This window comes from Paraburkholderia oxyphila NBRC 105797, assembly GCF_000685075.1.
GTDB lineage: Bacteria > Pseudomonadota > Gammaproteobacteria > Burkholderiales > Burkholderiaceae > Paraburkholderia > Paraburkholderia oxyphila.
In genome coordinates this window covers 1-13452 of the sequence record NZ_BAYD01000172.1, presented here as the reverse complement: position 1 = coordinate 13452, position 13452 = coordinate 1, and the positions used below count along the sequence as shown (strand labels likewise).

Here is a 13452-nt window from a genome sequence, read left to right as displayed (position 1 = left end):
CCGCGAAAACAAGTTAAGGCCAACGCCCCAAACGACCACAAAAAAAAGCAAAAAATCACGACGTTTTCCCGCGTGCCCGACGAAGACACGGCGAAAGCCGTCAAGATTCGCGACGCACAGCTTGCCCCGCAGTGGGCACTCCGGAAGTGGCCCCCTCACTCGGGAAACGCCTTCCTATGCACGCTACCCCCGTAGCCATTGACAACATTGTCAACAGCAAACGGCGAGGCCTCATCGGCCTCGAGAATGACAGCCGCAGTGCCCGGCGTAAGCTTCGCCGAGACGCCCTTAACGAACTCGCTATCGAGCAACGTATGCAGCGCATGCCCAGCGAGCCCCGCGCTCGCGCCCGCGGTAAAGCCCAAAATAGATCCAACCGGCCCACCAAGCATGCCAATCAAGCTCCCCGAGAGCGCCCCAATCACCGTGCCCCAGTATGACCGCGTTTGCCGATCGAGGATCGTCAGCGCTCCTGAATCATCCTTGCCCACAACGGCACCACTATGGATCGTGAAGCCCTGATCCTTCTCCGCAAAGTCCTTGAAATCTTGACATGCCTTCTCGGCAGTACCTAATGTATTGAAGACGGCGACAATCAGCGTGTTTGCCATGATGGACCCATCCGTGAGCTTCACCTCATTCACGGTAATACTAGTCAATCGAACCCGTCGCCGTGATGCAATTTTTTCCGATTCAAAGTATCGGCTCAAAGGCGAACATTTCCGCATCTCAGGTGCTAGCATGCGATAAACGGGGTTCGTTCTCCCGTGAGTCAATCGTAGGATTAAGCATTCCGTAAGGCATTCTGGAAGACGAATCAAGGATCGCAAGGATCGAACAGGCCGCGCGATTCCTTGAACGCGTGCACGCGAACGTAACCAAGGTGAGGCAGAAGATGCGAGAACTCGGTGCCGTCGATGCGTGGGAACATACGCTCAGCCTGCTAGGTGGGGGATCAGCCTCGCGCGGCAAGCGAATCGACGATTCGTGCAGTCAATCCAGTCATACCCCGACGAGCCTGAAGCAGGATGCGGTGCAGCCCACGCCGGCCCTGCGCGCCCATCTGGCCGTCGTGGAAACGTGCTCCGATAACCTGGTGTCGGTCTCATGGAGCGATTCCACCAGCGGGCGTTACTCCGAGCAGCCCTGGCGGCTGTGCATCGCCAGAAAGGGCGGCGTGTGCGCGTTGACAGGCGCCAGCATCCGGCGCGGCGACCGCGTGTACCGGCCGCTTTCCAGAAAGCTCATGTCGGCAAACGCGGGCTGGGTCGTGCTGGCCTCGGCGTTGAACTCCGTTACACCGATGTGAAAGCCCGAAAAAAATCCCCAAAGGGGCACTTTGGGGATAACGAGGGCCTACATTTGTGGACGTCGAACTAACCGGACGCTTGCGGTGCAACCGCGCAGCAAGCGCCGCCGCGACGTACCGGCAGGCATCTTACCCACTGGCCCCGTGGGGCGAAAGGCGTGGCGTCCAATAGCTAATATCGGCTGATTTATCGGCTGATTTCGAAAGCGCAAGATTCCTGTATTGCAGATTTGCAGATGCTTTGAGTGCAGTTTCGCGAAGTGTGGTGACCCGACCCTAACCTCCGTCGAGAAAAAAATGGACTCATCCAATTTCCTTGCATCGCTGCAGACTTCGCTTGGGGGATACTTGCCGCGGGTGGCGGCGGCCATCGGCATTCTGATCGTCGGCTGGATCGTGGCGTCGCTCGCGCGCGCCGGTGTGCGCAGACTCCTTTCCGCCTTGAAGGTCGACGAGCGGATCGCGGAAAACGCCGGCCAGGGCGCGTTCGTCGAGCAGCTCATCGCGAGCGGCTTGTTCTGGCTCATCCTGCTCGTCACGGCAGTCGGCATATTCAATGTGCTCGATCTGACCGACGTCTCGAGCCCGTTCTCGCAATTGCTCGGTCAAATCGTGGGCTACCTGCCCAACCTCATTGCGGGTGCGGGGCTGACGCTCATTGCATGGCTGATTGCGCTGGTCCTGCGCAGCGTCGTGGCGCGTGCGCTAAAGGGCATGAAGCTCGACGACTGTCTCGCGTCGAGTGCGGGCATGAAGCCTGCGAGCAGCTATTTGAGCGATCTGCTGTTCTGGCTGGTCATCTTGCTGTTCCTGCCGGCCATCTTGTCCGCGTTCGCGCTTTCGGGCCTGCTCGCGCCCGTGCAGGCCATGATCGACAAGCTGCTGGCGATCGTGCCGAACCTGTTCGCGGCCGCTGTGATCGGTTTCGTGGGCTGGATCGTCGCGCGGGTGCTGCGCGGTATCGTCACCAATCTGCTCGCCGCGGCCGGTGCGGACCGCCTGCCGAAAGAGGTCGGCAGCCCAACCGCGGTCAAGCTCTCGAAGCTCGTCGGCACACTGGTCTATCTCTTCGTGTTCGTGCCCACCTTGATTGCCGCGCTCGATGCGCTGCACATCGACGCGATCTCGCGGCCGGCGACCGACATGCTGGGCCAGTTCCTCGATGCGGTGCCCAATATCGTCGCCGCCATCATCATCTTGCTCATTACCTACTACGTGGCCCGGTTCGTGGGCTCGCTCATCCGCAGCTTGCTGGTGTCGGCCGGCGCGGACGGCTTGCCCGGCATCCTCGGTGTGGGCAGCGTATTCACCGGCATGTTGCTGCCTTCAGCGCTCGCCGCGCGGCTCATCGTGTTCTTCGCGATGCTGTTTGCCGTGGTGGAGGCGGCCAACCGGCTCGGCTTCACCCAGGTGCGCGACGTGGTCACCCTGTTCATCGAATTCGGCGGCCACGTGCTGGTGGGCGCCGTGATCCTCGTGATCGGGTATTGGCTCGCGGATCTCGCGCGGCGCGTCATTCAACAGGCCGAAAGCAACCATAGCGTGCTGTTTGCGCGAATCGCCCAATTCGCCATTCTGGGCCTCGTATTCGCCATGGGGCTGCGTGCGATGGGCATTGCCAATGAAATCGTGCAACTGGCCTTCGGACTGGTGCTGGGCGCCATCGCCGTGGCGGTTGCGCTCGCGTTCGGCCTCGGTGGCCGCGAGGCAGCCGGGAAGTTGCTCACCCGGTGGTTGAACGACAAGAACGCCGGGCAGTGACGCTTGCGCGGCCGCACGCGCAAGCGCAGTAAGCGCAGCGGCGAGTCTTCACGATCGCCGCATATCGCGCGCTTCGAAGGAGGGCGGCTCCCCTTGCGCGGAGTCCTCGGGGCCCAGCGTGCCCAGCAACTCAGGCACGCATTTCTTCAGGATGTTGACGACCATTCGCACGCGCGCGGGCACGGGCCGCTGGGCGCGCGTCAGCACGTGCAACTCTTGCGCCGGCACGCGGTACTGCGTCAGCAGTTCGACCAGTCGTCCACTGGCGAGCGCGTCGGCGCACGCGAACGACTCCACCACGCCAATCCCCAGGCCCTCGACTATCATCCGGTACATGGCTTTCCAGTGATTGGTGGTAATGGCGCTACGAATGGCGACGCTTTCCTGGGTGCTCGAGGCATCCACGAGCGGCAACTGATCCGAGCCAAACATGCCTTTGAGGCGGATGAACGGATGCTTGATCAGATCCGCGGGATCGGCAATCGGTTCGTGCCGCGCGAGATAGTCAGGCGAGGCCACGAGCACCCGTTCCACCTGGCCCAGCCGGAACGCGAAGAACGCGCCTTCGCCCACTTGCCCCTGACGAAACGAAATGTCGATGCCCTCGGTCACGAGATCGACGATCTTGTCGCTCAGCGCGAGGTCGATGTTCAGCTGCGGATACGCTTCGCGCACGAACCCCAGCGCCTCCGGCAAGATCACTTCGCCAAAGCAATGCGGCGCGCCAATGCGAATCGCGCCCTTGAGTATGTGGCCATCGCTCGAGACTTCCGCAATGGCCTGTTCGGCAGCCGCAAGAATCTTCTTGCTGCGTTCGTAGAAAATTTCGCCCTCGGGCGTGCACTTGAACGTACGCGCATTGCGAAGCAGGAGGCGGCATCCGAGGTAGGTTTCCAGACGCTCGATGCGCTCGCTCGCGGCCGGTTGGCCGATATTCAAATCCCGCGCCGCGCTGGAGATGCTGCCTCGTTCGACGGCACGGACATAAATACGCATCGCTTCCAGAAGATTCACGGTTGCGCTCCCGAAATCGCGGTGTTGTCCAGGCTTCCCGTCAATCCGTAAGGCGTGGTCCGGCTATCGGGGCGTGCAATCGATGCGTGTGGGAAAAAATAAAGTGAGTGAACCATTCACAAAAAATACAGAGGGGGAGTGCCGGAAGCGTCGTGTCGTGCACGCTCAAGTGAGTTGATACGGGCGTATGGGCTTGACCGGCTCGGGCACCGGGCACCCGCACAGCTCGAGCACGGTGCGTTCGATATTGCGCGACATGGCGTCGAGCGCCAGTGCGTTCGGCGCGGTGCTGAACGGGTCGGCCACTTCGCTGGCGATGGCTTCGAGGGCGATCAGCGTATAGGAGATGAACACGCACAGCAGGGGCGTGAAGAACTCCGTGGAATCGACGAGCCCGAACGGCAGCAACACGCAATAGGCGTAGACGGTACGGTGCAGCAGCACGTTGTAGGCAAACGGAATGGGCGTGGAGGCAATGCGCTCGCAGCCGCCGACGATCTTGCCCAGTTCGTTGATCTGCTCATCGAACATCCAGAGCTTCGTATCGGACGTATGGCAGCGCTGCTGCGGGCTGGCCAGCTCGCCGCGGATCTCGTTGAGAATCGCAATGGGCTTGTAGACCTGGTCGCGCATCCGTTCCGCCTGCTTGCTTCCGAGCAGGCGCACGAAGTCCGCCGTGGGGTCGGTGCCGCGCAGTTCATGCTTGAGCGCGTAGACGAATCCAATCAGTTGCTGCGCGATACGCAAGGTATCGCTGCGCTCCGGCGTATAGCAGAGCATTTGCGAAGTGAGAGCGCGCGCGGCGTTCAGCAGGCCGCCCCACAAATGGCGCGCCTCGTTGAATCGCTCGTAGCTGGCGTTGTTGCGAAACGCGAGGAAGATCGCGAGCGCCACGCCGAATAGCGTGAAGGGGGCCGTGTTCAGCGGGATCTTCTCGCCAAATACGCGTCCGTGCGTAAAGACGGCGAGGCTGCTCACGACCGCCATGAAGATCAGTTGCGGGATGATCGACTGCAGCACCGAGCCGTTCCATATGAACAGCAGCCGGAACCAGTTCTCCCTTGGCCTCACGATCATGATGTGCTCTTTGCATGTATCGAATGGCGGCAGTGCCGCCCGGGCACTTCATTCAGTGCCCGTGATGGAGTGAAGAGGCGATGGGAATGGCGCGCCCTGCGGCGCGCCACGGGTCTCGCGGTATCAGTGGTAGCCCGCGTCTCCTTCCCGGACCTTGCCGCGGAACACGCGGTACTGCATCGCGTTGTAGACGAGAATGATCGGCAGCACGATAACCGTGCCCACGAGCGCGAAGAGCTGGCTCGAATGGCTCGACGAGGCCTGCCAGATCGTGAGCGACGGCGGGATGATGTACGGCCAGATGCTGATGATGAGCCCGGTGTAGCCGAGAAAGCAGATCGCCAGCGTCAGCAGGAAGGGCATGGCTTCGTGCTGGAGCCGCACCGAGCGGAAGATGCTCACGACGCACACGAGCACGAGAACGGGCACGGGCAGGAACCAGCCGAGATTGCCGCTCGCGAACCAGCGGGCTTCGACCGACGGCAAGCCCAGCACCGTCCACAGGCTCACTACCACAATGGCGCCCAGCAGGACGGCGGTGAGCGGACGCATCAACTGGCGCATCTTGCGCTGCAATTCGCCGTCGGTCTTGAGAATGAGCCAGCCGCAGCCGAGCGCCGCATAGGTGATCAGGACACCGAATCCGCAGAACACGCTGAATGGCGAGAACCAGTCGAACGGGTCGCCCGCGAACTTGTCGTCGACGATCTTGATGCCTTGCAGCAGCGAGCCCAGCACGATGCCCTGGCACATGGCCGCGAGCGCCGATCCGCCGATGAACGCGAGGTCCCAGGCGTGCTGCGTGCGGGTGGCCTTCGCGCGCAGCTCGAACGCGGCGCCGCGGAAGATCAGGCCCACGACCATGAGCATGAGCGGCATGTAGTTGGCCGGCAGCAGCGTTGAATAGACCACCGGAAACGCGCCATAGAGTCCCGCGCCGCCCAGCACGAGAAAGGTCTCGTTGCCGTCCCAGACCGGCGCGACGGTGTTGAGCATCACTTCGCGCTCGCCTTTGCCTTCGAAGAACGGAAACAGCAGGCCAATGCCGAGATCGAAGCCGTCGAGCATCACATAGATGAAGACGCCGAGTCCGATGATGGCGGCCCAGATAACAGGAAGGTCGATTTGCATGGCGTCACTCTCCTACCACGGCGTCCAGCGCACGGTTATGCAATCCAGGATACTTCAGCGATTCGCGGCTTTCGATGCCTTCCGCAGGTCCTTTGCTCATCATCTTCAACATGTAGTACACGCCCGTGCCGAACACGAGGAAGTACACGATCACGAGGATCAGCAGCGAAACGCCGGCCTGCTGCGCGCCAATTGGCGACATCGAATCCGCGGTGCGCATGACGCCGTACACGGTCCAGGGCTGGCGTCCCACCTCGGTCGTGATCCAGCCGGCCAGCAGCGCGAGGATGCCGGACGGACCCATGCAGAAAATGAACCACTGGTACCAGCGCGTTTCATAGAGGCGCCCGCGCATGCGCAGCAACAGTCCAAGCAGCGCGGCCAGCAACATCAGCATGCCGAGTCCGGCCATGATGCGGAAGGTCCAGAACACGATGGGCGAATACGGGCGGTCCTGCGGCGGAAATTCCTTCAGGCCGCGTATCTCGCCGTCCCAGCTATGCGTGAGAATCAGGCTGCCCAGATGCGGAATCTGGATCGCGTAGCGCGTGACTTCCGCGTTCATGTCGGGCAGGCCGACGAGATTCAAGGCGGTGCCGCCATGCTCGGTTTCCCAGAGTCCTTCGATTGCCGCAATCTTGGCGGGCTGATACTCACGCGTGTTCAGGCCGTGCGCATCGCCCACCACGATCTGCACCGGCGCGAGCACGAGCAGGATCCAGAGCGCCATCGAAAAGCTGCGCTTGACCGGCACGTCGCGCCGCCCGTGCAGCAGATGCCAGGCGCCGCACGCGGCGACGATGAAGGCCGCCACGATAAATGCGGCAATCGTCATGTGCGCAAGCCGAAACGGAAACGACGGGTTGAAGATCACCTTGAACCAGTCCACCGGCACGATGCGGCCGTTCTCGATGGCATAGCCCTGGGGCGTCTGCATGAAGCTGTTGGACGAGAGAATCCAGAACGTGGAGATCAGCGTGCCGATCGCCACCATCAGCGTCGCGAAGAAGTGCGCCTTGGGACTCACGCGGTTCCAGCCGAACAGCATGACGCCGAGAAAGCCGGCTTCGAGGAAGAAGGCCGTCAACACCTCATAGGTCAGCAGGGGCCCGGTGATATTGCCGGCAACCGTGGAAAAGCCGCTCCAGTTCGTGCCGAACTCATAGGCCATCACGACGCCCGAGACCACGCCCATGCCGAAGCCCACGGCGAAGATCCTGGACCAGAAGCGGTACATGTCCTTGTAGGCCGCGTCGCCGGTCAGCAGCAGGCGCCATTCGAGCACGGCCAGAAAGCTCGCCATGCCGATGCTGATCGCCGGAAACACGATATGAAACGAGACTGTGAACGCAAATTGCAGCCTGGCGAGATGAAATGCGTCGAAGATTTGCATGATGGGTCAAAGCTCCAGGTAACGACTGCATTTGCGTGCAGATGAGCATGTCCGGCCAGGTGAAGCATGGCCCGGCCGGACGGCCGGGAACGCGCAGTACAAGATCAGGTGGCCGAGCGCACGACACGCACGGGCACGGACTTGTACGAGGGCGTGCCGCTTTCCTTGTCGATGAAATCGAGCGGCACGAGCACGTTCGCTTCCGGGTAGTACGCCGCCACCGATCCCTTCGCGATGCTGTAGTGAATGGCCGTGATGTTCGGCAGACGCAGCGACCGTCCGGGCGTGAGTGTTTCGATATCGACCAGGTCGCCGTGCTCGATGCCGAGCGCGGCCATGTCCTCGTCGTTCATGAAGAGCACGTCGCGTCGCCCGAAGACGCCGCGATAACGGTCGTCCATTGCATAGATCGTGGTGTTGTACTGGTCGTGGCTGCGGATCGTGATGAGCCGCAGCACGTTCTCGGCCCCGAACACGTCTGCGTCTTCCTTCACGCCGCCGTAGACCGAGAACATGGCCTTGCCCGACGGCGTGTGCCATTGGCGCTCGGTGGGCGGCAGCGGCAGGCGGAATCCGCCGGGCACGCGAATGCGCGCGTTGAAGTCCTCGAAGCCGGGCACGGTCTGCTCGATCAGGTCGCGGATCTTGTCATAGTCGGAAATCAACTCCATCCACGGCATCCTGGTGTTCGTGAGCGTGGCGCGCGCCATGCCGGCCACGATCGCGGGCTCGGAGCGCAGGTGCTCGGAGGCGGGCGTAAGCTTGCCGGCCGACGCGTGGACCATGGACATCGAGTCCTCCACCGTGATCGACTGCCTGCCGCCGGTTTGCATGTCGAGTTCCGTGCGGCCGAGACAGGGGAAAATATAGGTCTCCTTCGAAACCAGCAGGTGTGTGCGATTGAGCTTGGTGCCGATATGCACGCCCAGATCGAGCTTGGCCATGGCAGGGAAGGACTGCTCGGAATCGGGCAACGCGACTGCGAAGTTGCCGCCGAGGCAGATCAGCGCCTTGGACTTGCCGTCGATCATCGCCTGCATGGCCTGGACCGCGTCGTGCCCATGTTCGGACGGAGGGGTGAAGCCGCACGCATCTTCAATCAGCTTCAGAAAGTCCTTCGAGGGCTTTTCGGTGATGCCCACCGTGCGGTTGCCCTGCACGTTGGAGTGGCCGCGCAACGGGCAAATGCCGGCGCCGGGCTTGCCGAAGTTGCCGCGCATGAGTAGCAGGTCGGCGATCAGCCGCACGTTCGCCGTGCCCTTGTTGTGCTGGGTGATGCCCATGCCATAGGTGACGATCGTCGCGTTCGACTTCGCGTAGGCGAGCGCGACATGCTCGAGGTCCGGCCGCGTGAGGCCACTGGCCTTTTCGATGTCGTCCCACGAGGTGGCTTCGAGGTCCGCGGCGAAGGCGTCGAATCCTTCCGTATGCGCGGCGATGAAATCCTTGTCGAGCACGTTGCCTTGCTCGGCTTCCATCTGCAGCAGCGCCTTCATGATGCCCTTGAGCGCCGCCGCGTCGCCGCCGGCGTCGACCTGGAAGTACGTCGAGGCGATGCGGGTCGAGCTGAAGGTGGCCATCTCGAACATGCTCTGCGGGTCGGCGAAGCGTTCGAGCGCGCGCTCGCGCAGCGGGTTGAAGACGATGATGGGCACGCCGCGCCGCGAAGCTTCATGCAGCGTCCCCATCATGCGCGGATGGTTCGTGCCCGGGTTGTGGCCGATCGAGATGATGAGCTCGGCCGAGTCGAAGTCTTCGAGCGAAACCGTGCCCTTGCCGATGCCGATCGACTGCGGCAGGCCCACGCTGGTGGGCTCGTGGCACATGTTCGAGCAATCGGGGAAATTGTTGGTGCCGTATTCGCGGGCGAACAGCTGATACAGGTACGCGGCTTCATTCGAGGCGCGCCCGGACGTATAGAACTCGACCTGGTCCGGCGTGAGCGAGCGCAGAATCTCGCCGATACGCGCAAATGCGTCTTCCCAGTCGACGGCGCGGAACGTGTCGGTCGCCCGGTCGTAGACGAGCGGATGCGTGAGCCGGCCCATGTCTTCGAGCTCATAGTCGGTCTTCTGCAGGAGCGACGTGACCGTATTGGCCGCGAAGAACTCGGGCGGCACGCGCTTGGTCGTGGCCTCCCAGGTCACGGCCTTGGCGCCGTTCTCGCAGAACTGGAACGTCGAGCGGTGCTCCTTGTCGGGCCATGCGCATCCGGGGCAATCGAAGCCGTCGGGCTGGTTCGTGCGCAGCAGGACAATCGGGGCCTCGACGCTTTGCATCTGCTGCTGGATGGCTTGAGCGGTCGCCCGAAGCGCTCCCCAGCCGCCGGCGGGGCCGTCGTAGGGGTGGACGCCTGGCACTTCGCGTTGCGTGGTCATAGGAAACTCCGTAATGTTTCGAGGTACGCCAATAACAGGGCGCCGCTCTGCCTCTAATGAATTACTCGGCGCTCGCGCCGGACTCGCGCGTGCTGCGCTTCTTGCGCCCCTTTGCGGCTGCGGTGCTCGTCGCGGCCGCCGCGTCTTCGGCGTCCTTCTTGGCGTCCTCGCCGTTCGGGGACTTTGGGGCTTTTGATTCGATATCCGAATCGGATGCGGAGGCTGTCTTGTTGAACTTGACCTCGCCGCTCTCCTTGTCGTAGTCGATCTCCACGCTGTCGCCAGGCTTGAGCGCATCGCCGAGAATTTCCTTCGCGAGACGCGTTTCCACTTCCTGGCGGATCTTGCGCTTCAGTTCGCGCGCGCCGAACTCGGGCTGGTAGCCGACCTCGACCATGTGATCGACAAGGGAATCGCCGATCTTCAGCGTGATGTCCTGAGCCGCCGCCGTGCGGACCACCCGGTCGAGCTGGATCTGCACGACCGCACGAATGTTGTCCTTCGAGAGCGCGTTGAAGATGATGATTTCGTCGATGCGATTGAGGAACTCGGGGCGGAAGTGGCCCTTGAGCACCTTCATCATTTCGTCGCGAATTGCCTTGTCGGACTTGCGCTCCGCTTCAGGCTGCTCGAGGTTGTCCATGATGATCGGCGCGCCCAGATTGCTCGTGGCGATGATCACCGTGTTGCTGAAATCCACCACGCGGCCCTTGCCGTCGGTGAGGCGGCCGTCGTCGAAGACCTGCAGCAGCACGTTGTAGACGTCCGGGTGCGCCTTCTCGATCTCGTCGAGCAGGATCACGCTATAGGGACGCCGGCGCACGCGCTCGGTGAGCTGGCCGCCTTCGTCGTAGCCGACATATCCGGGCGGCGCACCAATCAGGCGCGCGACTGCATGGCGCTCCATGTACTCGCTCATGTCGATGCGGATAATGGCCTGCTCGTCGCCGAACACGCTTTCCGCAAGGGCTTTCGCAAGCTCGGTCTTGCCCACGCCCGTGGGCCCGAGGAACAGGAACGTGGCAATCGGCCGGTGCTCCTGACCGAGGCCCGCGCGCGAGAGGCGCACGGCGTCGCTGACCGCGACCACGGCATCGTCCTGGCCCACCACGCGCTCGCGCAGCTTGTCTTCCATCTTGAGGAGCTTCTGGCGCTCTTCCTGCGTAAGCTCGGCAACCGGAATGCCCGTGAGACGCGAAACCACTTCGGCCACCGAGGCCACCGTGACTTCGAGCGTTTCCGTGCCGGTCTTGCGCTGCCATGCTTCCATTTGCTCGTCGAGCTGCTTCTGCTTTTCGTTGATGCGCTCTTCGAACGCCTTCGCTTCGTCGTAGCGCTTGCGCGAGGACGCGTAATCCTGCTCGCGCTTGAGCTGGGCGACTTCCGCTTCGAGCTCCTGAATGTCCGCTGGCCGCGAGGTCGCGCCGATGCGCACGCGCGCCGCCGCCTGATCGATCAGATCGATGGCCTTGTCCGGCAGGAAGCGCGAGGTGATGTAGCGGTCCGAAAGCTCGGCCGCGGCCACGAACGCATCGTCGGAGAAGGTGACCTGGTGGTGCGCCTCGAGCTTGTCGCGCAGGCCGCGCAGGATCACGATCGTCTGCTCCACGCTCGGCTCGGGCACGAGCACGGGCTGGAAGCGCCGCTCGAGCGCCGCGTCCTTTTCGATGTACTTCTGGTATTCGTTGAGCGTGGTCGCGCCAATCAGGCTCAGCTCGCCGCGCGCGAGCGCCGGCTTGAGCACGTTCGCGATATCGAGGCCGCCTTCGCCGCCGCCTTGCCCCGCGCCCACGATCGTATGCAGCTCGTCGATGAAGAGGATCAGCTCGTCCTGCTTGGCCGTGACCTCGTCGATCAGCTGCTTCGCGCGCTCCTCGAACTCGCCGCGATACTTCGCGCCCGCGACCATCGAGTTGATGTTGACCTCGACGAGCCGCTTGCCGCGCAGGACCTCGGGCACGTCACCGTTCACGATGCGCTGCGCGAGCCCTTCGACGATGGCGGTCTTGCCCACACCCGGCTCGCCAATCAGCACCGGATTGTTTTTCTTGCGGCGCGCGAGCACCTCGATGGTGCTTTCGATTTCCTGGGCGCGGCCCAGCACGGGATCGAGCTTGCCCTGGCGCGCCATGGCCGTGAGGTCGCGGCCGAACTTGTCGAGGTTCGGCGTGCCGGTCGAGGTTTCGACGCGGCCGTCCTCGGCGCCCTTGCCAACGACCTTGACCACCTTCTGCCGCAACGCCTCGGGCGTCACGCCATACTTCTTGAGCAGGGTGCCCGCGAGGCTCTCGGGCACCGAGGCGAGACCAATCAACAGATGTTCGGGACCAACATAGGAATGCCCGAGCTCGCGCGAGGCCTGGAACGCGTATTGGAACGCTTTCTTCAGGCGCGGCGAGACGGTCATCTGCACCTCTTCGTCATCGTCGCTCGCGGTGCCGTGCTTCGCATGCTCGTCGATATAGCTCTTGATGTCCTGCGGAGAGAGCTTGAGCTCCTTGAGCAGGGTCGCGCAAACGTCCGTGTCCGCGAGCACGTAGAGCACATGCTCGGTATCGAGTTCGGTGCGGTGCAGTTCGTGCGCCTTCTCCGCCGCGCGCTGGAGCAGCTCCATGGTTTGCTCGCTGAACGCGTCGGTCACGTCGACCGACTCGCGGGGCACGCTCGCGGACAGACCCGCCTCGTCGCCGAGCCCGCCCAGCAAGTGCGAGAGACCGCCACCGCCGCCCAGCAGCGAATCGAACGGATTGAGCATGCTTTGATGGCGCATCAGCTGACGATAGTGGTAGTCGCAAATCGACAGCGACTTGCGCTCGCCGTCTTCCGTCACGACAACGCGTGCAACGGCGGGACGGGCATGGCAGATATCGCAGAGTGTGGGCATGATCGTGTCACCTCTAACCGTGGAGAGTTTCGTCCTGCAATGGGTGGCGTCAGCCTGCCGCCTTCCACGCGTCCTTCGGCGCAGTGGCCGAAAGCGCGACCGGCACCGACGCCTCGCTGGTCAACATCCGTAACGTGAACGTTTCGCGCAGATACAACCGTGCGGTGGTCTTGCGCCGGCCCCCGCAACGCTCGGTCTTTCGTAGATTAGGTCTCTCGCGTGCAGCCGCAAAGGTTGGCTTCAAAGGAATTGAAACGGACTGTGGCGGTGGGTGGAATGCATCTGGGTCGGTCCGAAACGGGCCCATGCGAACCGCAAAAAGGGACAATTGGACAGGTAAATTCTATGAGTGGATCAGGCCAATGTGAACATCTGTCGATCCGATACTAGATATCGGGCCGATGCGAGCATCGATTAATCCGATATTCAATATTGGGCATTGGAATTGCGCAGCGCAATTCGCGTTTCGCTTATCGTGTATCGCATCAAGACGCACGTTCCAGGG

General features: G+C 62.6%; 9 protein-coding genes. 2 read left to right on the top strand and 7 right to left on the bottom strand.

Annotated features, from left to right (window positions below):
• Window positions 1-155 precede the first annotated feature (155 nt).
• The gene (locus BO1_RS46220) at window positions 156-611 is read right to left on the bottom strand and encodes a DUF1269 domain-containing protein (RefSeq protein WP_028223380.1); all 456 of its coding nucleotides are present in this window, start codon (window positions 609-611) and stop codon (window positions 156-158) included.
• 284 nt (window positions 612-895) lie between these two features.
• On the opposite strand from BO1_RS46220, the gene BO1_RS58615 reads away from it, so the two are divergent.
• Entirely contained in the window at window positions 896-1309 is a 414-nt protein-coding gene (locus tag BO1_RS58615; protein ID WP_156992786.1) for a DUF3331 domain-containing protein, read from the top strand.
• 297 nt (window positions 1310-1606) lie between these two features.
• Window positions 1607-3070, top strand: coding sequence for a mechanosensitive ion channel (locus tag BO1_RS46205; RefSeq protein WP_028223378.1), 1464 nt, complete (start codon window positions 1607-1609; stop codon window positions 3068-3070).
• Between the two features lie 48 nt (window positions 3071-3118).
• Here the strand turns inward: BO1_RS46205 and BO1_RS55645 are convergent, their stop codons facing one another.
• The 6 genes from BO1_RS55645 to BO1_RS55640 all read right to left on the bottom strand — a co-directional run bounded on the left by BO1_RS55645 (window position 3119) and on the right by BO1_RS55640 (window position 12947).
• The gene (locus BO1_RS55645; RefSeq protein ID WP_084688803.1) at window positions 3119-4084 is read right to left on the bottom strand and encodes a LysR family transcriptional regulator; all 966 of its coding nucleotides are present in this window, start codon (window positions 4082-4084) and stop codon (window positions 3119-3121) included.
• 165 nt (window positions 4085-4249) lie between these two features.
• Window positions 4250-5161: a bestrophin family protein gene (locus BO1_RS46195; RefSeq protein WP_028223377.1), complete on the bottom strand. Its 912-nt coding sequence runs from the start codon at window positions 5159-5161 to the stop codon at window positions 4250-4252.
• Window positions 5162-5284: 123 nt separating this feature from the next.
• On the bottom strand, window positions 5285-6292 hold the full coding sequence (gene cydB / locus BO1_RS46190; RefSeq protein WP_028223376.1) for a cytochrome d ubiquinol oxidase subunit II: 1008 nt from the start codon (window positions 6290-6292) through the stop codon (window positions 5285-5287).
• Window positions 6293-6296: 4 nt separating this feature from the next.
• Complete coding sequence (locus BO1_RS46185; RefSeq protein WP_028223375.1) at window positions 6297-7685, bottom strand: cytochrome ubiquinol oxidase subunit I; 1389 nt, start codon at window positions 7683-7685, stop codon at window positions 6297-6299.
• A 104-nt stretch (window positions 7686-7789) separates the two neighbouring features.
• Window positions 7790-10063 (bottom strand): FdhF/YdeP family oxidoreductase, encoded by a 2274-nt coding sequence (locus tag BO1_RS46180; RefSeq protein ID WP_028223374.1) that lies wholly within the window; start codon window positions 10061-10063, stop codon window positions 7790-7792.
• Between the two features lie 61 nt (window positions 10064-10124).
• On the bottom strand, window positions 10125-12947 hold the full coding sequence (locus tag BO1_RS55640) for an ATP-dependent Clp protease ATP-binding subunit (protein WP_043289076.1): 2823 nt from the start codon (window positions 12945-12947) through the stop codon (window positions 10125-10127).
• Between the last annotated feature and the right edge of the window lie 505 nt (window positions 12948-13452).